24 protein-coding genes, 1 tRNA gene and 1 pseudogene are annotated in these 23,221 nt (G+C 46.5%); 4 read left to right on the top strand and 22 right to left on the bottom strand.

Features of this window, described 5'->3' with window-relative positions:
- Positions 1 to 316 precede the first annotated feature (316 nt).
- The 3 genes from H569_RS21885 to H569_RS0112385 all read left to right on the top strand — a co-directional run bounded on the left by H569_RS21885 (position 317) and on the right by H569_RS0112385 (position 3,002).
- Positions 317 to 1,063 carry a L,D-transpeptidase gene (locus tag H569_RS21885; protein ID WP_081411005.1) on the top strand — a complete coding sequence of 249 codons (747 nt, stop codon included), beginning with the start codon at positions 317 to 319 and terminating at the stop codon, positions 1,061 to 1,063.
- A 119-nt stretch (positions 1,064 to 1,182) separates the two neighbouring features.
- Entirely contained in the window at positions 1,183 to 2,322 is a 1,140-nt protein-coding gene (locus H569_RS0112390) for a sensor histidine kinase (RefSeq protein ID WP_309294787.1), read from the top strand.
- Positions 2,323 to 2,351: 29 nt separating this feature from the next.
- Positions 2,352 to 3,002, top strand: a complete 651-nt coding sequence (locus H569_RS0112385; protein WP_027365255.1) for a response regulator — start codon at positions 2,352 to 2,354, stop codon at positions 3,000 to 3,002.
- Positions 3,003 to 3,089: 87 nt separating this feature from the next.
- Here H569_RS0112385 and H569_RS0112380 read toward each other — a convergent pair whose 3' ends face one another.
- The 16 genes from H569_RS0112380 to H569_RS0112305 form a co-directional block, all read right to left on the bottom strand.
- On the bottom strand, positions 3,090 to 4,742 hold the full coding sequence (locus tag H569_RS0112380) for a HAMP domain-containing protein (protein ID WP_027365254.1): 1,653 nt from the start codon (positions 4,740 to 4,742) through the stop codon (positions 3,090 to 3,092).
- Positions 4,743 to 4,869: 127 nt separating this feature from the next.
- Positions 4,870 to 5,214 carry a DUF192 domain-containing protein gene (locus tag H569_RS0112375; protein WP_034630516.1) on the bottom strand — a complete coding sequence of 115 codons (345 nt, stop codon included), beginning with the start codon at positions 5,212 to 5,214 and terminating at the stop codon, positions 4,870 to 4,872.
- 14 nt (positions 5,215 to 5,228) lie between these two features.
- The gene (locus tag H569_RS0112370) at positions 5,229 to 6,146 is read right to left on the bottom strand and encodes a type II secretion system F family protein (protein WP_027365252.1); all 918 of its coding nucleotides are present in this window, start codon (positions 6,144 to 6,146) and stop codon (positions 5,229 to 5,231) included.
- Between the two features lie 19 nt (positions 6,147 to 6,165).
- A complete protein-coding gene (locus H569_RS0112365; RefSeq protein ID WP_027365251.1) occupies positions 6,166 to 7,131 on the bottom strand; it encodes a type II secretion system F family protein in 966 nt (321 codons plus the stop codon).
- Between the two features lie 11 nt (positions 7,132 to 7,142).
- On the bottom strand, positions 7,143 to 8,480 hold the full coding sequence (locus tag H569_RS0112360; RefSeq protein WP_027365250.1) for a CpaF family protein: 1,338 nt from the start codon (positions 8,478 to 8,480) through the stop codon (positions 7,143 to 7,145).
- 7 nt (positions 8,481 to 8,487) lie between these two features.
- Positions 8,488 to 9,720: a response regulator gene (locus H569_RS0112355; RefSeq protein WP_027365249.1), complete on the bottom strand. Its 1,233-nt coding sequence runs from the start codon at positions 9,718 to 9,720 to the stop codon at positions 8,488 to 8,490.
- Between the two features lie 18 nt (positions 9,721 to 9,738).
- Entirely contained in the window at positions 9,739 to 10,452 is a 714-nt protein-coding gene (cpaB, locus tag H569_RS0112350; protein WP_027365248.1) for a Flp pilus assembly protein CpaB, read from the bottom strand.
- Between the two features lie 65 nt (positions 10,453 to 10,517).
- Positions 10,518 to 11,456: a Tad domain-containing protein gene (locus H569_RS20265; protein WP_238492548.1), complete on the bottom strand. Its 939-nt coding sequence runs from the start codon at positions 11,454 to 11,456 to the stop codon at positions 10,518 to 10,520.
- 34 nt (positions 11,457 to 11,490) lie between these two features.
- Entirely contained in the window at positions 11,491 to 11,895 is a 405-nt protein-coding gene (locus tag H569_RS0112340; RefSeq protein WP_034630514.1) for a TadE/TadG family type IV pilus assembly protein, read from the bottom strand.
- Positions 11,880 to 12,440 carry an A24 family peptidase gene (locus H569_RS0112335; RefSeq protein ID WP_034630532.1) on the bottom strand — a complete coding sequence of 187 codons (561 nt, stop codon included), beginning with the start codon at positions 12,438 to 12,440 and terminating at the stop codon, positions 11,880 to 11,882. The genes H569_RS0112340 and H569_RS0112335 overlap by 16 nt, the downstream gene beginning before the upstream one ends.
- A 243-nt stretch (positions 12,441 to 12,683) precedes the next feature.
- Entirely contained in the window at positions 12,684 to 12,869 is a 186-nt protein-coding gene (locus H569_RS0112330) for a Flp family type IVb pilin (RefSeq protein ID WP_034630511.1), read from the bottom strand.
- Positions 12,870 to 13,176: 307 nt separating this feature from the next.
- On the bottom strand, positions 13,177 to 14,268 hold the full coding sequence (gene ychF, locus H569_RS0112325; protein WP_081411004.1) for a redox-regulated ATPase YchF: 1,092 nt from the start codon (positions 14,266 to 14,268) through the stop codon (positions 13,177 to 13,179).
- A gap of 54 nt (positions 14,269 to 14,322) precedes the next feature.
- Positions 14,323 to 15,174, bottom strand: coding sequence for a carbon-nitrogen hydrolase family protein (locus H569_RS0112320; RefSeq protein ID WP_027365243.1), 852 nt, complete (start codon positions 15,172 to 15,174; stop codon positions 14,323 to 14,325).
- Between the two features lie 82 nt (positions 15,175 to 15,256).
- Entirely contained in the window at positions 15,257 to 15,478 is a 222-nt protein-coding gene (locus tag H569_RS0112315; protein WP_027365242.1) for a NifU family protein, read from the bottom strand.
- A gap of 135 nt (positions 15,479 to 15,613) precedes the next feature.
- Positions 15,614 to 16,717, bottom strand: a complete 1,104-nt coding sequence (locus H569_RS0112310) for a DUF4349 domain-containing protein (RefSeq protein ID WP_027365241.1) — start codon at positions 16,715 to 16,717, stop codon at positions 15,614 to 15,616.
- Entirely contained in the window at positions 16,698 to 17,327 is a 630-nt protein-coding gene (locus H569_RS0112305) for an RNA polymerase sigma factor (protein ID WP_027365240.1), read from the bottom strand. The genes H569_RS0112310 and H569_RS0112305 overlap by 20 nt, the downstream gene beginning before the upstream one ends.
- Positions 17,328 to 17,791: 464 nt before the next feature.
- Between H569_RS0112305 and H569_RS0112300 the strand changes: the two genes are divergently transcribed.
- A tRNA-Leu gene (locus tag H569_RS0112300) sits at positions 17,792 to 17,877 on the top strand.
- A 171-nt stretch (positions 17,878 to 18,048) separates the two neighbouring features.
- Here the strand turns inward: H569_RS0112300 and H569_RS0112295 are convergent.
- The 6 genes and pseudogenes from H569_RS0112295 to H569_RS20260 all read right to left on the bottom strand — a co-directional run.
- Positions 18,049 to 19,524 carry a tyrosine-type recombinase/integrase gene (locus H569_RS0112295; protein ID WP_027365239.1) on the bottom strand — a complete coding sequence of 492 codons (1,476 nt, stop codon included), beginning with the start codon at positions 19,522 to 19,524 and terminating at the stop codon, positions 18,049 to 18,051.
- A gap of 104 nt (positions 19,525 to 19,628) precedes the next feature.
- Complete coding sequence (locus H569_RS0112290) at positions 19,629 to 19,850, bottom strand: helix-turn-helix domain-containing protein (RefSeq protein ID WP_309294786.1); 222 nt, start codon at positions 19,848 to 19,850, stop codon at positions 19,629 to 19,631.
- A gap of 558 nt (positions 19,851 to 20,408) precedes the next feature.
- Positions 20,409 to 20,660 carry a helix-turn-helix domain-containing protein gene (locus H569_RS0112285; RefSeq protein WP_027365237.1) on the bottom strand — a complete coding sequence of 84 codons (252 nt, stop codon included), beginning with the start codon at positions 20,658 to 20,660 and terminating at the stop codon, positions 20,409 to 20,411.
- Entirely contained in the window at positions 20,653 to 21,078 is a 426-nt protein-coding gene (locus tag H569_RS0112280) for an RNA polymerase sigma factor (protein WP_027365236.1), read from the bottom strand. Before H569_RS0112280 ends, H569_RS0112285 begins: the two co-directional genes overlap by 8 nt.
- Positions 21,079 to 21,758: 680 nt before the next feature.
- Positions 21,759 to 22,892 carry a condensation domain-containing protein gene (locus H569_RS0112270; RefSeq protein WP_157833528.1) on the bottom strand — a complete coding sequence of 378 codons (1,134 nt, stop codon included), beginning with the start codon at positions 22,890 to 22,892 and terminating at the stop codon, positions 21,759 to 21,761.
- A gap of 129 nt (positions 22,893 to 23,021) precedes the next feature.
- Positions 23,022 to 23,221 (bottom strand): annotated as a pseudogene (locus H569_RS20260) (IS110 family transposase); the annotation flags it as partial.

Genomic DNA, 23,221 nt, shown 5'->3' with positions numbered 1-23,221 from the left:
ACTCCCAGCATATATAGGACTTACCTCCCGCTCAAGAACTTGCTTTTATTTTTTACCAGTCAAACTATTTTATTCAAAAGCCCCTATTAGATATCTACTACTTCGGCCCCGGCTGTTTGCTCCAGGCCGGAAAGATCCTTTAACGATTCCTCTACCTCATCACTGGTCATCCCGGCAACACCTGCGCCACCAGGATAGCTTTTTCCTTTTCCTGTCTAATATCCGGCAAATCCATTCCTCATGCTAACCAAAACTGTCATCAAACCAGTATTCACACCGTAGTTATATAAAAGCAGTTTAATTAGGAGGCGTCAAGATGGCAAGAAAGAGTCATACCACACTAATTCTATGCCTGGCCATATTCTTCTCCCTGGCCGGGCCGGCGGCTGCAAAAACTGAGATAATCATTAACAAAGCCACCAACAAACTCTACTTTAACAGCAATGACACTATTTTCAAAGTTTTCCCGGTGGCCACGGGGAGAACTCCCGCACTTACTCCCGAAGGGCAATTCAGTATTGTTGTTAAATTAGTTAATCCCGCTTACTACCGCCTTAATATCCCCGGCGGGAGTCCCAGGAACCCGCTGGGCTACCGCTGGCTGGGTCTAAGCGTCGGAGGCGGCGGGGTTTACGGCATTCATGGGACCAATAACCCTGCCTCCATTGGAACCTACGCGTCCGGGGGATGTATTCGAATGCACAATCAGGATGTTACCTGGCTGTTTGATCATACTCCCCTGGGAACCCCGGTTAAGATCATTAACAATCCTAATCTGAAGCCCGCATGGGAGGTGCAGCAGCCGGCTGTTGCCGAAGCAAGTAAAAAGGACATCAGCCAGAAGCCATCCTCCAGGCCGGCTGAAATGGCGGCAGCTTCCCCGAAGCCTGCTGTCTCTGAAAAACCTGCCGCCATTGAAAAACCACAGGTTAACCAGGCACTTCAAATAGCAGGCGAGGCAACGGGCCAGGTCCTGCTGCAAAGCGGCCTGATCAACAGGAGCAATATTATCGTTTATTTTGCGACTAGAAGTATTATTAAAGAATTGGCACAGCAGCAATAATATCTGTATCTGGTATATTTACAACTTCCTTGGATATTGAAAATGTTTCTACATTCGCAGCAGGATAGACTGTGAGCAACAGCGAATAAATATTTACCCGCTCCGTATTCAACTGGCAGGTGAAAATATTGTTTGACGCAGCATTGCTTGACAAAATCATTAATGAAATATTGCTTTATATCCAAAAATCTCAGGAACAGGTTTATGATATTGCGGAAAATACCAGAATTGAGTATGTCAGGGTTAAAGATGAACTGGAGGACGTTAGAAAGACAGTATTACAACTAATTGACCGGGTAGATAAACTTTACGCCAGAGAAAAACGGGCCCGCCTTCACCTGATGGAGGTCAGCAGGGACTTTAACCGCTACACGGAAGCAGATATAAAGCGGGCTTACGAAAGAGCACAGCAGTTACAACTTGAGGTTGCCGGGCTGCAAGGCCAGGAGCAGCTGTTAAGGTATAAACGGGATAACCTGGAAAAAAACCTGCGCAGCTTGCAAGAAACGCAAAAAAGAGCTGAAAATATCATGTCGCACCTCGGAGTAGTGTCGCAATACCTCAGCAAGCATATGGAAAACTTGTCGACAAGAATAGGGGAGATAATGCTAATTCAACAACTGGGTATTAATATCATCCGGGCCCAGGAAGAAGAACGTAAACGGGTGGCCCGGGAGATTCATGATGGGCCGGCCCAGCTGCTTGCCAATATCGTGATGCGGGCGGAATATATTCTAAAGCTAATGGAAGTTGAGCCGCAAAATGTTAGAACAGAATTGGTCCGTTTACAGGAACTGGTGCGGCAAAGCCTGCAAGACGTACGCAAAATAATATTTGACCTCCGGCCTATGGTACTGGACGATCTTAGACTGGTCCCCGCTCTTAATCGATACGTGGAGGATTATAGAAACCAGCACAAGCAAAATATAGAATTTGTTTTTTTCGGCAAGCAGGCACGTCTTAACCCTGCCACCGAAGTAGCCCTGTTTCGGGTGGTACAGGAGGCGCTTAGCAATGTCCGCAAACATGCTAAAGCCAAAAATATTCTGGTTAAAATGGAACAGCTGAATGACAAAGTTACAATTTTAATTAAAGACGACGGCATTGGTTTTAACCCCGAAAACCTTGAGCATCATTCGCAGCGGGAATGTTACGGCCTGATTAATATGCGGGAAAGGGTTCAGATATTAAAGGGCGAATATAAAATTATGAGCGCGCCGGGCAAAGGAACCATGATTACCCTCACAATTCCCGTTTGATCAACGTATCTAAAAAGGGGTGATGCTGTTTGAAGCCAACATCGATACTAATTGTTGATGACCACGCCCTTGTCAGGGAAGGGATAACCAAAATAGTATCCCTGGAAAAAAAATTTATGGTTGTCGCGGAGGCATGCAACGGCAAACAAGCAATAGAACTATGTCGAATATACCGCCCGGACATCGTGCTGCTTGATATTAACCTGCCTGATTTAACGGGGATGGAAGTGTGCAAAATTATTAAAAAGGAATTGCCCGGCACCGGAATCATTGCGCTAACCATTCATGACCAGGAAGAATACATTATCGAAATGATTCGCAATGGTGTTGCCGCCTACCTGCTCAAAGACGTCAGCCCGGACCAGTTAATTAACACTATTGAGCAGGTGGCTGATGGTAAATCGTTTATCTCCCCGTCCTTAACGGCTAAAATTTTTAGCCAGATTAACAAGTTAACCACAAAGCCGCAGGAAACACGGCCCTGGGGGCTGACAGAAAGGGAAATGGAAGTTTTGAGGCTGGTGGCAAATGGGGATTCCAACAAAACAATTGCCGGAAAACTTTACATCAGTGAAAAGACGGTTAAAAACCACTTGACTAATATATTTCAAAAACTTGATGTTTCCGACCGCACCCAGGCAGCATTAATGGCCATAAAAGAAGGCATAGTTGAAATATAACGACCATGGCGCAAGCCGCGCAACAAGCACAAGGCTGAAGAATAAATCCATCCCCCGGCCTTGTTCCCCGCTGACACTGCCCTAAAACTATTGAATTTTAAATTGAAGGCAAAGATTATCCAGGGTACTGGAAACCCTTAGGATGCGGCGCAATGTAGCATCCAGGTCTTGCAACAATTCAGCCTGTTTTTTCCCATCCTCCCCGGCACCTGCGAAGGCGTTAAGCGTTTTTTCAAGATCCGCTATTACATGATCTAATTTTTCCAGTAACTGCTCCCCGTATTTTCTGTTTTCCTCCAGAACAGGCATTAAATTTTCCAATGTTTTCTTTTCACCGGCCATTTTTAAGTTAAATCCGCTCCAGCATTCGCCTGCTGCGCTGATGCTCTCCCTCCCCCTACAGGCAGCGGCAATACTCTTATCAAAGGCTTGATCCAGTTGGTCCAGGGATTGAATGATGCGGTCAATACCTTTGAATACTTTCCTGGATTTTTCAAGCCCTTCATTGGACAATTTCTGAAGTACTTCCAATTCTCTGGAAAATTTTCTGCTTCCGCTTTTAGTTACCTCCAGAGCCAGGTCAAAACTAAAAGCCCTGCTGGCATCAAGATACTGGGTGAATAGTTCAGCAACCTCTTTCATTTCCGCCAGAACTTTTTTGTTTAATCCAGTGGCTGCTTTCATTTCTTCCAATGATAAACTCAATTTGCCAATTTCACCGGATGCCCCCTGGATAGCTATTCCCGGCTCCAATGTACCTTCAGCCAGATTTATTATTTCAGCAGCTGATTTTTGCAGGGAACTCCCGCACCGCTCAACTCTTTCCACCAGGTCGGAGGCAATATCGGCACAGTTCTGAATCTGGGTAATATGTTCCTTTGTTTTTACAGCGTGATCCCTAACTGATTCAATTAACCTTTTGGAGGTTTTGCCGGTGGAATTGATTTCTTTGTTCAAGGATTGGCAGGAGCGGGTTAGTTCACCGGTATAGTTGCCGATGGATCGAAACAGGTTGGAAAGATATCCGGTCATCATGTTAAACGAAATAGCCAGGGCGCCTAACTCATCCCGCTGATGCAGCTTTACTTTTCTGGAAAAATCCCCGGTAGCTATTGACTCAGTAGCGGAGCTTAAATCATTAATAGGCTTGTTAATAATCCTGCGGCTGATAATGATGGCCAGGAAGATCCCGGCGATAACAGCAATCAGAGCAATTAATCCAAGGTACACCGCCATACTATTTACTTTGCTCTGCAAATTTTCCGCACCGGTGGTCAAACCCAGGTAGCCCACGGTTTCACCGCCGCTGGCCGTAATTTTACGGGCAAAATTAAAATACCATGTCTCCCCTGCACCTGTGTTACCGAACACCTTGAAATCGACGCCGCCGGTGTCACTAAATTTATCGGCCACACCGTTCATTTGAGGAGTTCCGGAGGTCGCCAGTACATTCCCTTTACCGTCGGCAATAATTATGCCTTTAACACCGGTCTCGGCTTGAAATTCCTGAACTTGCCGGTTAAGCGCGGGAATATCCCCGTATTCCAAAGGTCCTGCGATTCGGGCTGCCAGCATGGAGGTTAGATAGCGCCCTTTATCAGTTTCACCCCAGGTAAAGGATTCTTTTAACTGAAAAATTGTTACTATACCGAGTGCAGTCATAATAAATATTATTAATAAGCTTAGATTAACTGCAATTTTGGTGCTGATCGACAATTTCCTTTTTTTCAGCGGCTTCATTGATGCTCCTCCCTCATTGGTACTCCCCTATTGTAAGATTGCTTCGTCGCTTCGCTCCCCGCAATGACAGACTTACCATATTTTCATCCTACTGGTACCGGCTGGCGGCATGGTGGTCCACCCCCGGTTAACAAATTTTTAGCTTATCCCCAACAGTAGTGCACGTACCTTCAATGGTACCCCGGGGCAATTCAATTACAGCAGCGGCACCTGTCACCAGGGGGCTGGCCCTGTAAGGGCGAAGACCGGGGACTGTTTTAATAACCAGGTTATTTTTGTCTATAAAGATGACATCAATGGGGAAACGCATTAAAAATGTATGTACCTGCTTGCACGGCTTGATCAGCAGCGCCATGCCTGAAACAAAAGACTCCTTGCCAGTGCCCATTAATCCCAGCAGGCGGGTAAAAAAGGTGTCGGCACATTTTAAATGTTTTGCGAGCACTGTCTTTTTTGATTCATTTAAAAGCATTCTGCTCACCCCTGTCACATCAGCGATTGGGAGATTTGAATTGCGCCCGGCCCGAGAATAATTATGAAAAGGGCGGGAAAAATCAGAAATACGAGCGGCAGCAGCATTTTAATAGGGGCTTTCATTGCCTTTTCCTCTGCGCTCTGGCGCCTGCGCAGCCTGATCTGGTCGGCTTGCCGCCTGAGCACATTGCCTATGCTGATCCCCAGCTGTTCGCCCAGGATAATTGCGCTGACAAAGTTGTTTAAATCAGCAACATCGAATCTCGCAGCCATATCCTTTAATGCTTCTTTTCTAACCTTGCCCACCTTTATTTCCTGCATCATTCTTTTAAGTTCCGCCGCCAGTATGCCACTATCGGCTTTACTGATTACTTTGTAAACTGCTCCATCAAACCCCAGGCCGGCCTCAACGCTTACTGTAAGCAGGTCAAGAATTTGGGGCAGGGTAGCCTCAACTTCATTGCCCCTCTTTTTGGAGCGGGCGCTTAAAATAAACTCGGGAACCATCAAACCCAGCAGGGTAACAGTGGTTACTGCAAAAATCGTCTGCATTAAACCGGCGCCAAGGAGGCCTGCAATAATCAAGGCTCCAAACCCGGCCAGCACCGCACCTGGATACTTAATTACCATAAATTCCAGCGGTTTCAGCCGGTCGATCAGCCCGGCCCGGGTCAACTTTTTTTCCAGAATTGCTTCTTTCTCAGAAGGAAGCAGCTTGACGAAGGACGATGCCGCCTTGCCCAGCAGCGGCCTGATCACCCTGGCGGCAAAAGGAATACTTAATTCTTTTTCGCGAATGTTCACCACAGGAGACCCGACAACCTGGTCAACCCGGCGGGCCAGAGTGATCCGTTCACCGAAAATAAACACATAACCCAGCAAAAAGGCCCAAAATGCAGCGGCAAAAACCAGTGGTAATATATAAAGCATATTAAGCCCTCCGGTTAATCTAGTATTTTATGTCAACTATCTTTCTGATTAACAGGAAACCCAGCGTTTGAGCTATTACTGCCGCGCTTACCATGACAATACCTATCCTTGTTGTAAAAAGAAGTGACATGTAGCCGGGGTTAATGATATACAGCAAAACAGCAAGCGATGCAGGTAAAAGTCCTATAACCAGGCCTGAAATACGGCCCTGCGCGGTAAGTGTCTTTATTTCTCCCTTAATCCTGATTCTTTCCCTGATGGTATAGGCAATTTTATCCAGCACCTCGGCCAGGTTGCCCCCCACCTGCCTCTGAATTAACACCGCCGTAACAACCATTTCAAGATCGTCGCTGTCCACTCTTTCCGACATATTTTGCAAAGCCTGCTCGGTTGGCATCCCCAGGCTGATTTCCTGGAAAGTTCTCCCGAATTCTTTGGCAATTGGGTCCGGCATTTCTTTTCTGACTAAATCCATAGCTTGCAGAAAACTAAATCCTGACCGCAGCGAATTAGCTATGATCAAAAGGGCATCGCCAATTTGGGCATTAATTTTATTCAAACGCCTGGCTCTGGCTCTCTGTATGAACAGGTACGGCAGCGGAATAAAAATAACCAAAATCATTAACGCCATCACCAGGCTGCCGGTGAAAACCAGTGCACATATCGTAGCAATACCTATCGCAGCACAGCTAAAAACCAGAAACTCATCACCCCGCAGGGGAAGGTCAGCCCTGGTGAGTTCCTTTTCCACCCATTTTTTAAGCGGGGTTGCATTAGCAATATGAATCAACTTCTGATAGATGCGGTTTAGCACAGAATTTAACCTGTCAGTTCCTTTTCCCTGATTATCCTTTTCTTTTTTCTTTAATATTGCGGCCATGCGCCGGGAAAACTCCTGTTCACCAACAAAAGACGGCCGGTATAACCCAAGCACCAGCAGCAGCCCGCTGATAAAAACCAGGACGGCAACATATTTTACAGGCATTCTCCCACCCCTTACCAGTAATTCCCAATAAACAAGTCGTCGCGCAGTTTAATTCCGTACGCCTCCAGCCGGTCAATAAACATGGGCTTAATCCCGGTGGCTTCAAAACGTCCGGTTACTTTACCCTCTTCATCAATTCCAGTTTGCTTAAAGACAAACAAGTCCTGCAGGGTAATGATATCCCCCTCCATACCCTGTACCTCTGTTATATGTGTAATCTTACGGGCGCCGTCCCGCATTCTGCTTTGCTGAATAATTAAATCAATGGCGGAAGATATCTGTTCTCTGATCGCTCTTACGGGTATTTCCATACCTGCCATCAATACCATCGTTTCCAGTCGGGACAACATATCCCTGGGCGAATTGGCGTGACCCGTGGTTAGGGAGCCGTCATGACCGGTGTTCATTGCCTGCAGCATATCCAGTGCTTCTCCGCTGCGCACTTCACCCACCACAATTCTATCCGGGCGCATGCGCAGGCAGTTGCGCACCAGGTCCCGGATTGTTATGGCCCCTTTCCCTTCTATGTTTAGCGGCCGGCTTTCCAGGGTTATCACGTGGTCCTGCCTTAATTGCAGTTCCGCAGAATCCTCTACGGTTATAATCCTTTCAGTTTTTGGTATAAATGAGGATAAAACATTTAATGTTGTTGTTTTACCGCTGCCGGTACCCCCTGAAACCACAATATTCAGCCTGGCTTTAACACAGGCTTCGAGAAACTCCGCCATTTCAACCGTTATCGTACCCAGCGCAATTAAATCTGTGACTTTTAAAGGATCGCGAAAAAACTTTCTGATGGTTATTGAGGGGCCGGTAAGCGACAGCGGCGGTATGATTATGTTTACCCGGGACCCGTCGGGCAGCCTGGCGTCTACCATTGGGGAACTCTCGTCTATCCGCCGCCCAATTGGCGCCACAATTTTTTCGATAACATGGTGCACATGCTCGTCACTCCGGAATTTTACATCCGTCAACTCTAAAACACCGTTTCGTTCGATATAAACTGCATCCGGGCCGTTGACCATAATCTCCGTAATGTCCGGGTCATTCAACAGCGGAGTGATAGGGCCGTAGCCAATGGCATTATTGATTATCTCTTCGGCCAGCCGCTCTTTTTCCAGTCTCGACATGCCACCGTTTTCAGCGTCCAGGTGCTCCATAATCAGCGCCTGTATTTTCCCGGCCACCTGCTCCATGTCAGTCCCGGTCCCCAGCTTGGTGCCGGATAGCTCGCTTACTACCTTTTTTTGCAGCGACTCACGCAATTCTTTATACGGGTCCCTGTTTGGTTCAATTCGTGGTATTTCAATTTTTTCGGCATTTTTTTCAAGCCGTTCCAACAGCGACACGCTTCAATCACCTCGACAGGCTAAAGATCTTTTTAATGGGATTAATAGCCGCCAGACGTCCGGGGGGCTTGGCCGCTTTATTTTCAGCACTCACTTTCCCGGCCAGTTCTATTACACATTCTGATACCCGGCTGTTCTTTTGACTGAGCACAAAGGGCTGCCCCTTGTTCACCGACTGCAGCACCGTTTTATCATCGGTTGGTATTACCACAGTCATGGTCAAGCCAAGACTGCTTTCCAACTCTTTAACACTGATGCCGTCTGGCCGCAGCTGGTTAAGCACCAGTTTGATTTTATCAGTATAATTTAGCGCGCCCAGCACCTCTATAGTTGACCGCACGTGTTTCAATGTAGGAAGGTCCTGAGCCACCATGACTAAAATTTTATCCGCCACTTCCAACACGTTTAAATTAAATTCACTGTAGGATGGCGCCGTATCTATAATGATATAGTCATATTTCAACTTTAAATAATTAATAATTTGCGTTACATGCTCCGGGGTTATCGTCTCAGCCTGCTCGGGGCTGCTTGGAGCACATAAAATATTAATCCCTGAAAAATGCGGGGCCAGGAAAGTATCAATCAAAAATATATCTCTGTCCAAATCCTCTTTAACCAGGTCGGCTATGGTTTGAACTCCCGTCAGGTTCAATATTACTGCTGCATCACCACCCTGAAGATCAAGGTCCACCAGCACAACTTTTTTACTGGTTTCTCCGGCCAGGGCTATGGCCAGGTTGCAGGCCAGGGTAGTCTTGCCCACTCCCCCCTTGGTGCTGAACAGAGTAATTATTTTGCCGGGCAGCGCAACTTTTTCCACCCGGGACGCCCTTTCTTCCTCTCCGACCAGGCGGAGGTGCCTCTTGCGGGAAAAGGCATTGGCCCGGCGAATGGTTTCTGCCAGGTCTGTGCTGGTGAAGGGTTTAACCAGATAATCCCTGGCCCCGGCCGCCATAGCTTTTTTTAGATACTCCTGCTCGCCTTGAATGGAAATCATAACGATTACCGCTTCGGGAACTTCAACGGAAATTATTTCCGAGGCTGCAATCCCATCCATGCCGGGCAGGTTTATATCCATTAGAATCACGTCCGGCTTGACCCGGCCGGCAATCTTAATGGCATCTTCCCCGGACGAAGCCTCACCGACCACCTCCATGTCTTCCTCAAAGTATAAAAATCTTTTAATATCTTCCCTGGTGTTTTCAACGTCATCCACGATTAAAATTCTAATTGACTGCACTTTACCGCCCCCTTTCTTTTACCGCACCAAATCCTGAATTTTGCTGGAAGGTATGTTTACAGTTCCTTTATCCGCAGGCGGGCGCAACATCATCCTGATACTTCCCTGTTCCGAAGCCAGCACCAGCGACTGGGCCTGCTGTGGAGTAACCGCCATTGTGACGGTTTGGTAAATCTTGCCTTGCTCCGCCTGTCCCGCGGAATCCGTTAAATTACCACCGGTGGCAAGAACTTTGATATTCTGCAAGATTAAAGAAGTTATCTTGCCTCCCTGACCATTCTCAAAGGTAACCAGTACATCAACACAGTCACCCGGCCTGATCATGCCGGCAACGCCTGAAACCTCATTAACCGCTACGGTTACGGCCCTGCTTCCTACAGGAATGATTAAAGCCAGTTCCTCTTTCGATTCCCCCGGAGCAGCAATTTTATCTCTCAAAATCTGCTCATCTGGGTAGATTGCTGTTTTGGTTATTTTGCCGGCAACTTCTTCAGGGTTAACAGCAGCATTATTGTTAACGTATTTGGCAGGTATTTCCCGCATTGAAAACATCTGCTCAACAATTTGGGTCTTAGGCGCAATGTATTGGGTGGCAACGGCCACCTGTACAAAATCACCTTTTTTCACATAAGCCGCCTTGACGCTGTTCAGGTACTGGTAGACACCAAAAGCAGCAGCTGCACCAAAGATAACAGCCAGGAGCAAGATGAGATTAAGTTTAAATTTTTTCATTTTATTTCTCCTGATTGAAAATTACTTTTAGCACTATTTAGAGTAGGTTCTTTATTAATTTTTAGCTATTCAACCAGCCGGACACTGTATGCTCCGTAATCATTTTGACCGGGGTCACTATCACCGAATAGTGTCATTCGGACATATTTACCGCGAATGTAACTTTCATTCCCTACTAATTTGCCCCCGGGTACCGATAATAAAAATGTTGCAAAACCAACTATTCTCACACTGTTAACCTTATTGTTTTGTATATCCTCCGGAACGTATACGGGAATTATAACCACCCTGGGACAGGATGGATCGAAATGCTCAGGGGTACAGGCGTGAGTACACTGGGCCACCCTGTAATTAACACCGTCCCTGGTGGCTCCGCTTTTATTGCCGGATGCAGTGTCAATCACATCCCCGATTTTAACCTTACCGTCATATCCGTGTTTTAAGTCATCTTCATAAGAAGAAGAGCCAAAGCCGGATAAGGCCAGCACACCAAAATTCCCCGGGCCAAGGTATTCGCTCAAGTCATTGCTGCCGGCAATTTTCAATTGGTATTCCTGGTCGAAGACCAATTCCTGTTTCTTGATCCCTACCGGCACAATGCCTTTGACTGCTGTTACCGGTTCTATCCTGGCTGCCGCAGAACAGTGAACAGTTGAAGAGTTTATCCCCAACACTCCGGCCAGGGCGTATTGCACAGTTGACTGACCGGAAGCGGTGATTGTTTTGTTGTCTGCCGAAACTTCAGTGCTGGTTAAAGAGGACACATCCATCCCGTGGCTCGTAAAATATTCCCGCACCTTTGCCACAGCGGAGACGGGATCGTCGGGAAGCTCCTGGGCACCGGCCAGCACCGCGGCATCCAAAGCGTTACCCAGCCTCTCTTGTGTCAAAAACAGCTGGCCCATATCCAGTACCAGGGAGGTAAAGCCAATTAATGAAACGGCAGCTATAGCTATGATCACGGTGGCTGCCCCCCTGGAGTCTTTGATTAATTCTTTAATCACGCGGCACAAAGCTGACACCTCAAGCAGAATGTTTTTATTCAATTCTCATGATCGAGCGGGCCCGGATTGTCAAAGGATCAGGCAGAAATGTTCTTAAAAGAGGAGTTAATAAAGAATTCTCATAGTCCACTTCCACCGTTAAAGGCACCCCTCTGTTCCTGTAATTAGGGTCATGCGGCTCAATGTTAATTGTCATTTTGGACGTATCCAAGGTTGAGCAGACTTCTTCTATCCTTTGGGTAATCTCAGCATCTGAATGGCCTACAACGCCCATCCTGGCCCCCTCGCGTGACGCCGTGGTAATTAAAAGATACGAGTGAAAAATGTTTCCAAATTCAAATATGGCCATTAATAATAAGATCAGTATTGGTAGTACCAGGGCAAACTCAACCAGCGCCTGCCCCCTGTTATCGCCGCGCAGCTTTATAAAGTAACGCAACCTAACCACCCCAGTAAATAAACCCCAAATGTCCCAAGACCAATGGCCACACCGTAAGGAAAAGCTTCGCCATTTGCAGCCACCTCCAATTTTGCGAAATCGAATTTAACCGGTATGTTTAAAAGCTTATTAACAGCCGAATAAAAAATTTTTTTCAATGTAACCAGCAGGCGTCCCCGCCTGGCTAACAAGTAAACAGAGATTACACCACCGGTTATAGCTGCCGCAAAAAAAACGAATAAAACAAATTCCGGACCTTTTATGGCACCGATAGTCCCCAGCAGTTTGACATCCCCGGCGCCGATTCCGTTAGCCGCAAAGGGGATAAGCAACAAGGCAATTCCCAGCAATAAGCCTTTTAAGCTAATCAAGATTCCCTCCGGGCCGTACTGCAAGATATTAAAAGCAAAAGCAACAACGATGGCGGGGAAGAGAACAGCATTATAGATTTTTTGTATACGCAAGTCCGTATAGCAGCAAACCAAAAGAATAATTACTAAAAATATATCCGCAGGGGTTAAGCCCGCACTGTAAAAATTTAGCATCCAATTCCGACCTTTCAAAACGAGACCCTACTTAAGCGGGCCTAAGTAGGGTTGTTTTTAGGGATAAAAGAAAATAACTGCAGCTATATCTCAACTCTGTCTATTAAATTTATAATAACCGGTGGTAAAGTTTGAAATGCAACAATACAAGTGACAGCCACAAGAAAAAGTATTAAAGAATATTCCAATAAAGCCTGGCCGTCCTCATTAGCAAAGAGACATTTCATAAAACAAACCTAAAAATTAATTAGATGTATTAACTGAACTCGGATCTTTAATTGCTTTTTGAACATCATCCACTTTGCCACTGATCCCATCACCTAGCAACTTAAACCCAGCAATACAGAGTACCGCTACTAAAGCAAGTATCAAACCGTATTCCGCCATTCCCTGGCCGCTTTCTTCCCGCAAAAGCTTGGACAATAACATTTTGAACACCTCCGCTTTTTTTAAAAAATTTTAATTTTTTTCTAAGTTTTTTGCATGTACCTATAGTCTTAAACGACATTTAATCCGGTCTCATTAAAAATAGGACTTTTTCCCTAAAATTCTTATAATAGGCTATCTTTGTTGACAAAGTATTTAGCTGATGCTTTGCTTATTATCTTTGCTTACTTATAAAGAAAGAAGTACATCATTAAAAAAAGCCGGTGACATAAAACGCCACCGGCTCATAATCCACCCAAATCAAACTAATTAGAAAGATTTAATCTTGTGATTTTAATCCTATGATAGATCAGACATTAAACCTGATGTTCAAAATATCCCCGTCCATAACTATGTAGTCCTTGCCTTCCAACCGCACCAAGCCTTTTTCCCTGGCCTTGGCCATGCTGCCGTTTTCCTTCAGATCCTCATACGCTACAACCTCGGCCCGGATAAAACCCCGCTCCAGGTCGGAGTGAATTTTGCCTGCGGCACTCCTGGCATTCAGCCCCTCGGAAATGGTCCAGGCCCTTACCTCGTCCTCTCCAACTGTAAAGAAAGATATCAGTCCCAGTGTCTCGTAAGCTGCCCGGGCCAGCCGGTTAATACCGGATTCTTTAAGTCCCAGGTCTTCCATAAACACTTCTTTGTCCTCTTCAGGCAGTTGGGCAATTTCCATTTCTATCTGGCCGCATATTTCCAGCAGCTTGATGCCGCGCCCGGACGCAAATTCCCGGACCTTGTCCGCCCCTGGATAACTGCCGCTGCGCAGTTGCTCTTCATCAATATTAACCACCATAATCACAGGCTTGTCCGTCAAAAAACTGTAGTTAACAAGCAAAGATTTTTCAACCTCGGATAGTCCAGCTTGATGCACGGTTATCTCATTTTCCAACGCTTCCAGGCATTTGCGGAGCACCGCCAGCTCATCGGCCTGTTCTTTTTTTATCTTTTTACTTTCTTCAATCCGTTTAATTCTCTTTTCAACCAGGTCCATATCTGCCAGCAGCAGTTCGAGGTTAACGGTTTCAATATCCCTAACCGGGTCAATGCCTCCGTCAACGTGGGGAACATCTTTATTGGAAAAAGCCCTTACCACCTGCACCAGCAGGTCGGCATTGCGAATTCCGTCTAAAAACCTGTTACCTACTCCTTTACCCTCGCTGGCGCCCCTTACCAGACCGGGTACATCGCTGAATTGGATTTGAGCATAAGTAGTTTTTTTCGGCTTGTATAATCCGGACAGAAAGTCAATGCGGGAGTCCGGCACTTTGGCCATTTCCATATTAATCTCTGTTTTACCCGTCAGGTAATTGGAAGTTTCCAGCTCCGAATTAGTGACAAGGTTAAATATAGTTGTCTTACCTACCATAGGCAGGCCAATTATTCCAGCAGTCAGCACATTTCTCACCTCAAACGAAATTTTATTCCTCTGACGGGAGAAATGCAAGGTCCTTCAATGGTTTCCATTCCCGTCTCCCTTTTTCCATTGCAATGAATACAAGTCAGTTCGCCGCTGGGCCAACAGCGGCAGGCGTCCCCGGACCTCTTCTATTCTAGCGGGGTTGATTTCGGCCATAATGATTTCACTGCCTAAACCCGCTTCAGCCAGTACTTCACCCCAGGGGTCCACCACCATAGAATGGCCGTAAACAACGTACCCGGCGTTTTCGTCCCGGGCCGGTGAAGCCGCGGCAACGTAAATCTGGTTATCAACTGCCCGCATCCGCATGGAAAGTTTCCAGTGGGCCGGGCCGGTAACTGTATTAAAAGCCGCAGGAATCAGCAGCGCTTGTATCCCTTCCAGAGCCAGCAAGCGGGCGATTTCCGGGAAACGAACATCAAAACAAATGATTACCCCCAGCTTGCAAAAACCAGCATCTACAACAGTTAAACAATTGCCTGGTCCCAGTGTATTGGATTCCCTAACTTTGAGGTCGGGTAAATCTACATCAAAAAGGTGCACCTTCCTGTGACGGCCCAGCAATTCTCCCTGAGGCCCAAAAATAAAGGAGGTGTTATATACGATATCACCGTCTTTTTCAGGAATCGAGCCGCCCACCAGAACTATACCGGCTGTTTTAGCAGTACCAGACAACATTTGTATAGTTTCTCCGTTCGGGTAGCACTCGGCGTAGGCTGGAAAAAGTTCCGTTTGGTAAGGGCAATTAAACATTTCCGGCAACATCACTATCTCGGCCCCCTGCGATGCTGCCTGCCGCACCATTTCTTCTGCGTTACGGATATTTGACGCCTTATCACCGGCAACATTACTCTGGCAAATTGCCAGCTTAAATTTCCTGACCATTTTTGAGCCCCCTCCGTAATTAAAAATTTCCCCAAACGCAATAATCGTTAAATAAAAACCCCTGCCAGTGCAGGGGTTTTAACTATGCTTGTACTACTTCTTTAACCTCGGGAACAGATTGCTTAATTGTTCTCTCAATACCCTGTTTTAATGTCATTGTAGACATTGGGCAACCTCCACAAGCGCCCTTCAGCCTGACCTTAACCACACCGTCAGGGGTAACATCCACAAGCTCAACATCGCCACCGTCGCGCTGCAACGCCGGGCGCACTTTATCTAAAGCAGCTTGCACTTTTTCACGCATTTTTATCTTTCCTCCTTTCTTAAATCTATTATGGCATTAACATATTATTGATATGTGTTAAGCCAAACCGCAACTACTCCTATTTTAACTTTAATTTGACAACAGTGCAATAGAAAAGTCCCCTATAACGGGGACTCATTTAACCGTCAATATAATCAGGGCCATTGATGTTTCCTTATTTAATTCAGCCATGGCTTGAGATTGCTGCTGAATCTGCTGCTGTAAAGAGGCCAGTTCTTTTGTGTCATTGTTTTGAGTCAACCGCTGCTCCATCTCTTTAAGCTCGTTAATTTTACTCTCAATTTGATGATACTTATCAGTTAAATCTCTGTCATCGGTCTTAACTTCCAAATTGCCTGACTTACCCAGGTCATTTAGAAAAGTTGTCACTTCATTGTCAGGTAACCGCAGCACCCAAGACTGGCCAGCTTCCTGCGGCTCATATTCAATAATACCATCATACTTTGCCGCCAGATCACCTATAGAGCCGGCTGCACCATTCCCGGGTTCCCATGTCGCTCTATATTCCCGAGCCACGTGTGGTGCATCAGCTTCTTGCACCGGGCTTGATTGCATTATGCTGATTTTAGGAACCTCATTTAAATTAGATGTGTCATTAACATCAGGAGCAACCTTCATATTAGGCGCAATATTAGGCGCAGCCTTTATGCCGGGATCAGCCGGCTGCGCATCAACTGTAGGTGCGTCTTTTTGTACACCAGCGGAACCAAAACCAGCTTCAGTTTTTTTCTTGAAATTGCTAGACGATTTTTCAGATTCATATACCAGGTTATGCTGCTCAGATTTGGCATTATTAAACTGAGGGTTTCCACCGGAATCATCAACAATTTGATCTTGAACAACAGGGTTAAACATATCCCCATGCTGCTTATCATACCATAAAGCAGTGACACCAACCGTTAGGAAAACCACCGCCGCGGCAGCCAGCGGGCCGGACCATTTGCCCCGAACCAGCCTGCCTAACAGGCCAGTCTTATTAGATACAACCACCTGAGGTTGTAAATTAGCTAACTTTTCTTGTAATTTTAAATTAAAATCGGGTGGTGGCGCTATCTCCGGTAAACTCTTTAGCAGTTGGACAGTCGTCGTGAGGTCTTCATATTCAAGCCTGCAGCCCTCACAGGAGGCAATGTGCAGTTTAACCTGCGCTTCCAGGGAAGAATCAAGCATGCCGTCTATATATACTGATAATTGTTCCCTAATGTCTTGGCAACGCACTTCTCTTCCCCCCTTTTTCTGTCAGACGACTTTCCTTCGATAAAAGTTCCCCTTTCCGTTTTAACCTTTCCTTTAGAGCATTTCTGGCCCGACTAATGCGCGATTTTACCGTCCCCAGCGAGCACTGCAGCACTCCCGCTATCTCATCATAACTCAAGCCCTGGATTTCGCGCATTACCAAAATTAGCCTGTGATCATCTGAGAGTTCATTTAAACACTCCTGCACCTGACGCTGCACTTCATTGCGCTGAACAGCATCTTCAGGTGAATAAGCGCTACCCGCAACAGGAACGTTAGCCGGCGAAGCGGCAATCATTTCATCCATAGATATGCTTCGCCTTCTCTGGCGTTTCCTTAATTCATCCCGGCAAGCGTTAGCGGCAACACGATATAGCCAGGTGGAAAAAGAAGAATCTCCTCTAAAACTGGCAAGGGACTGGTACAATCGAATAAAAGTTTCCTGGGCAAGGTCGCTGGCGTCAGCATGATTGCCCATAAACCTGTAAGCGATATTAAACACTTTGCCCTCATAGCGAAGCACCAGCTCATTAAAAGCATTTAAATCACCTTTTTTACTTTTTTGAACCAGTATCTCGTCTGAAAGGCTCAAGGTGCTTTCAACTCCTATCAAAAAAAAAGACCAGGGTGTTAAATTACCCCTTGTAAATATACTTCGACAAAAGCCCTAAACATCCTTCAATAATGCGGAGCTTAGAAGCAGTTTTCAAAGGTTATAATGTACTTAACTAATGAATATTTAACCATAAGCTTCATAAATGATAAACCTTGTCATAACTATATCGTTGACAATGCAGTTTTGACTGTGTTACAATCTGATATGCAGACGTTGGAGACATCAATGATTAATAAAATGCCGAAGTGGCGGAACTGGCAGACGCACACGACTCAAAATCTACTGCGTGAAAAGCCCTTTTCGACCGGTCGGCGGCTCCCGAACCCGCGTGGTTGCTGGGTTATTGATAACTTCATAGTCTCTATGGTTTTTCATATCCCTCCACCATATCCCTCCAAATTCCAGAGATGGATTATGGAGAGGGAAATTGAAATAAACTTGCCGATGTGGCGGAATTGGCAGACGCGGCGGTCTCAAAAACCGTTGGATAACCTCCATGCCGGTTCGACTCCGGCCATCGGCACCAGAAACAATCGCTCTTAAAGCCGTGATACAAGCGGATTTGAGGGCTTTTTTCTTTTCTGGCGGCCACCTATCGTTTGCCGCCCGGCATACCGTCACATGAACCATTCTAGCGCATATTTGCAGTGCTCTCAGCTCCCTATTTACCTGGCATTCCGCCCGCTTTGGAGGGATGTCAGGAGGGATATACGCCGATGATGGCGTTGGCCGAAGCGACCTTGGAGCTGAAATCCAGGTGGGTGTAAATGTTCGAGGTGGTGGAAATATCACTGTGCCCCAACCACTCCTGGATCTCTTTCAGGCTGACTCCGTTGGCGTACAACAAACTGGCGCAGCTATGCCGCAGGTCGTGGAAACGGATTTTCTTCAAGCCGTGGTTTTTCAGCGTGAGCGCGAAATTCTGGGTGATATAGCCCGGCTTGATCCGTTCTCCCAGCTCGTTCACGTAGATGTAGCCAAGATACTCCCGGCAATAGGCTTTTCCGCATACTTGTTGATTGCGCTCCTGCTCCGCCTTCAGCCGCCGGAGAAGCTTTTCAAAGGGCTCAACCAGCGGCAGGGTGCGGTGGCTCGACTTGGTTTTGGCGCGGTCCTTTTCCACGATGATGGCTTTTCCGTCCACCCTTACCTCGGTTACGGTGTGCTTGATGGTCAGCGTCTTTTTTTTGAAGTCAATCGCGTCCCATTTCAGCCCTACGATTTCACTGCGGCGCAAGCCGTAAAACGCGCCCAAGATAACGGCCAGCTCTATCGGTTTATTTTTCACGACGGCGAACAAGGCTTCCAATTCGTTGGCATCGTAAATGCTGCCCACGAATTTTGCGGTTTTGGGCCGCTCGATCCGGTCGGCGGGGTTAAAGGCGATCAGGCCCACCTTGAAAGCGTACTGCAACGCCTTGCGAATGTTGGCGTGGCGATGGATCACCGTGCAGGCGCTTACGCCTTTCTCGTTCAGCTCGTACTGATAATAGTCCTGAATGTGCTTCGGCGTCACGTCCTTCAAGGTAAGCTTGAAGTCCTTAAAATAAGGAATAATGCAGCTCTTGATGCAAACAGCGTAAGAGGCGTAGGTGGTCATTTCCACATTGTGCTTGATCATCTCCAGCCATTCCAGCAGGAAGTCGGTAAACAGTATTCGCACTTCGCCGGAGATCGGGTTTACTTGGTCGGCCGGATTGTCCCGGATCAGCTCAAGTTCCACGGCGTAGGCCAAGGCTTCTTTGATGACCTCGTGATATTGGAGCAGGGCGGTGTTTAAAGCGTTTTTTTCTGTTCTCTCATACTGATAGTAGCCTTCGATGTCCCCCGGCTTTATTTTCGCCACCGTAACGGCGGTATCCTTAAAGTAAGGGATGATGAAGGTTTTGGCATCGTATGCGTAGAGGGCGTAGGTGTCGGCGTCCACTCTGTTGATAACTTCCTGCAGCCATTTTTTCAGGAAGTCGGCAAACAAAGCGTTTTTGTCACTCATTGCCGTGTCGGGATTAAACTCTTGCCTGGTTTTCCAAAGCAGCGTTTCGGCGCGCTTTTTATTCCCCTTGACGGGGAGTCCCGTGCTGACGGACTTGGTTTGGCGCTTTCCGTTCATATCCTTATAGGTGAGGATCATCTGGAAATAGCCGTTTTTTTCTCGCAGGTGTCCTGTTACCATGAATTCTTGCCTCCTTTAAATTCAGTAACAGTCCATATTCACCTACCATTGACGGGTTTAGTGTAGCAGGCTCCAAAATATCTTGCAAAGGTGCGAACAATGTTTTACGCATTGGATTCCTGCACGACCGCCAGGTATTCAAAAATATGAAGCTTGGGGATTTTGTACGTCCTGCCTATCTTGAAATGCTTGATCTGATTTTGCCGCAAAAGGCGGTATCCGGTTTTTGCGCTGATACCGCCGAGCATTTCACACATTTGCTCCACATTGACCACATCCGGGTATTCCCGAAAAATCAGCTTATATGCTTCATTGCTTTTCAGCAAGGTATCAGCCCCTTTCTCTCAAAAATAGAAATGCAGGCAACGGGGGCGCGCCATAATTGGATACACATACACGCTCGTTCAAACAGGCGCACCCCTGACCTGCGTTTCTGTTTATGGTTCCATCGTTATACGGCTTATCGGCGGACGGCGGCGAACCGTCCTCATAGGAATTTCACCTCCCCCCATACTGACGGGCCATCCCCATTGCCTGCGACGCTTTTAACGCTCGGACTGTGGCTGGACGGAAGTATCATTGTACCGGCCTATGCGTCTTCGCCTCACAAGCTGCCACGCTCATTTTGCGGCCTGGGTGGTGATCGCTCGTTCCCTTTGGGAAGTCGTGGCGCACCCGCCGTCCGGCTCGGCATAGACCGAAAGTATCCGATTTGCCCTATGCTGCACGGTGTTTTGCCGCGCTTTCTTTGTCAAAGAACGAAAGGCGTTTGTCAGCCTGCAAAAGCACATTGGTTTATGGATGTACTTTTGCAAAATGGCAAACACGAAAAGCCTACCGCAGGAAGCGCGGAAAGGGGGCGCGCTCCCGTAGCAGGCTTTTCGTTATGCTACCCTGAAAGCCAGGATTTTTGTTATGAGCTTGGTTTCCAGTCTGCGTCGCAATTCAGGGTCTACGCACAGATGGGGGTTGCCGTTTTCGTCGTATAGCTGCCTTGTAGACAATGCGGCGATATATCCCTCATAGTGCTTTAGGACGGTGTTGATTGCGTTGATGTCGCCGTTGCTTGCCGCCGCAATGACGGGGAAAGGAAGCAAGCCGGTATTGCCGGTTTTAGCGTTTCGTGTGCTACTCATCCGCTTTTCCCTCCATGAATTTTTTTAATTCCTGCAAAGTGCTTGTCCGACGATAGGCAACGGTGCGCCGGACAAGGTTCAAGAGTTCCCCGATTTCCCTGTCCGTCATGTCAAGGAAATAAGACAGCAGGATAATGTCGCGCTTGTTTGTCGGCAAGGCTTTCAGAGCTTCGCCTATGCGTTCATCCGACACGGTGATGTCGTAGCCCAACACGCAAAAGCTGTATGTATCCTTGAAATATTCGTCCATGACGGTCAACTGCTCCCAATCCTTTTCGGACAGCTCGTCCAAAGATATTTCATGTTCTCTGTGTCTTTTTAACTCGTCGTAATAGTCGCGGGCTTCATGCTTGAGTATCTTTTTGCAAAAGCTGTCAAAGGCGTGCCGCTTGTGTTCTTTGTGGGAATGAGGCTTCATGTTCTCACCTCCCTTCGCGTCCGCAAAGGCGGGTGATGGCTTCCCCTTTCGCCACTACTACGGTAGGCATGAAAAATTTGGCAAAGTGAACGGCAAGAAGTGAAAAATAATTTGGCGCAAAACGCAAAAAAACCCGACTGGATAAAAACCAATCGGGCGCAGGAGCTTGTATATCTTAACGTGTAATGTGTGTAGGTAACTTCACAACCGCAATAGTCCCATAAAGCGTCAATTCTTTTTTTGATATGCAGAATAATATCAAATTATGTCGAAGACAAAGAAACACGGCGGCATCCTCCTTGTGCCGCCGTGTCCTTAAAAAGGGACGACTTTAACACGCCCTCCGAAATCCTATTTTTTGAAAAGGAAAACGGCGGCTTTGAATTTCTTTATTTCAAAACCGCCGTTTGGCATTAGCTATTTAGTATGTGTATGATTATTCTCCCGCCAAAACAACGGTCTCCTGTTACGTTAAAAGGTAAATCCTTGTAGTACCGCAAGAACAAAATATCACCCTCAAAATAGAAGCTTAAGCGGGTTCGAATCCCGCTCTCTCTGCCATTTAAGAAACTTCGGGGTTTCGACGATTAGGCCGAAAACCCCATTTACTATTTTTTACAGTGGCAAAATATCCTATAGTTTAGAGCCAAGGATTCTTTCACTATTACGAAAGCAGGCAGTTATAGTGAATTTAACTCATCTGCCATGAAGTCCATCAACGCATCAATATCTTCAGTCCGATGTGAAGGTTCACAATAACTGACTAACAGGGTCAGGGTTCTATTATAAGTACTGACCCCTAGTAAAAAACCGGGGGCATAAATAGTTGGAGGAACGAGATACGCATCATAAGCTGGGATTTGTCCAAACTGCAATGGACTGATGATCCCCATATTAGTTATGACTGGAGAAAACTTGCCAGTTTCTATAAGCTGAGGCATGGCTGCCTGAAAAAGAGTTAGCAGTTGCGAATATTCTATGGCCTCTTGTGCTTCAATTCCCACGGCGCGAGTCAATTCTACTTGAGTATTCCTTAATTCTTCAATGGACTCAGACACTCTTCTTAACGTCTCTTTAAAAGGTTCATCCTCTACCCGGCAAACCCTGGGAGTCATGACTACTGACAGGTTGCAAATATCCTGAGAAGGATCGGTTTTAAAATACCTTCGCAAATCCATGGTTACGCAGATTTCCCGGTCATCCCCGGCCGGTGAGTTCAACAGTTGAAACATACTTCTATAAAATGAGGTTAAAATTATAGCATTGATGGTTACGGCATGAGTTTTGCCAAATGCTCTGATTCTATCGAAGGATTCCCCAGAAAAACGGCGCATGGAAACATGCATTTCCTTTGACTCAACACCGTGATAGGGAAAAGCCCAGGTAGCGGGCAGAGCCTGGGCATTGGGATCAAGTAAGGTCAATGGCTCCTTAATACCCAGTGCCTCGAAATAACTCTTCTGATCCAGGCGGCGCTTCGTATTTGGCTTAGGTTTGTAGCGGGAGTCCTTTAGCAAGTTCGAATATATTTCGGCCAGCAACTGCAAATATTGCTTAAGACCTCCAGCGTCTGAACAGGCATGAGAGATTTTCACACAAAGGGTATCATTATCATTGACCCGAATTAGTTGGACACTCAGCATCTGTTCTTCACAATAAAATGGGCTTTTCAAGAACTGTTCAATTGCCACTTGTTTACTATCATTTTGTACAAACTCAAACCACTGGATTGCGTCTGGATTTTGAAAGGGTTGCCAATAAGGTTGTTTATCATTTTCAATAAACTGGCATCGCAATATCGGTTCAGCATCCAATGATAATCTGTCCTGAAAATTAACAAACAACAACCATGAAAAGAGACAATAACATACTAAACCAGACTTGATCAATTCTACAAAAAGCAAATCCGGTCAACAGAAGGACTATATGCCCAATTAAAAACGTTAGGCTATTAATTCAACGGTGACCTTATATCCCAAGGATTCCAGTTTCTTAATGGACTGTTTTATAACAGTTTCGCGTTTGCGTTCTTCATAAAAAGTTGGACCAAGCTCAATATAAGGTTGCTTACGTTTAATAATGTGGTAGACGATGGTTAAAATGCTGTGAGCAACTGCTACAGCAGCGCGGTTCGCTCCACGTC

It is taken from the genome of Desulfotruncus alcoholivorax DSM 16058 (genome assembly GCF_000430885.1).
Classification (GTDB): Bacteria; Bacillota; Desulfotomaculia; order Desulfotomaculales; family Desulfallaceae; genus Desulfotruncus; species Desulfotruncus alcoholivorax.
This window is presented reverse-complemented; position numbering and strand designations above follow the sequence as displayed.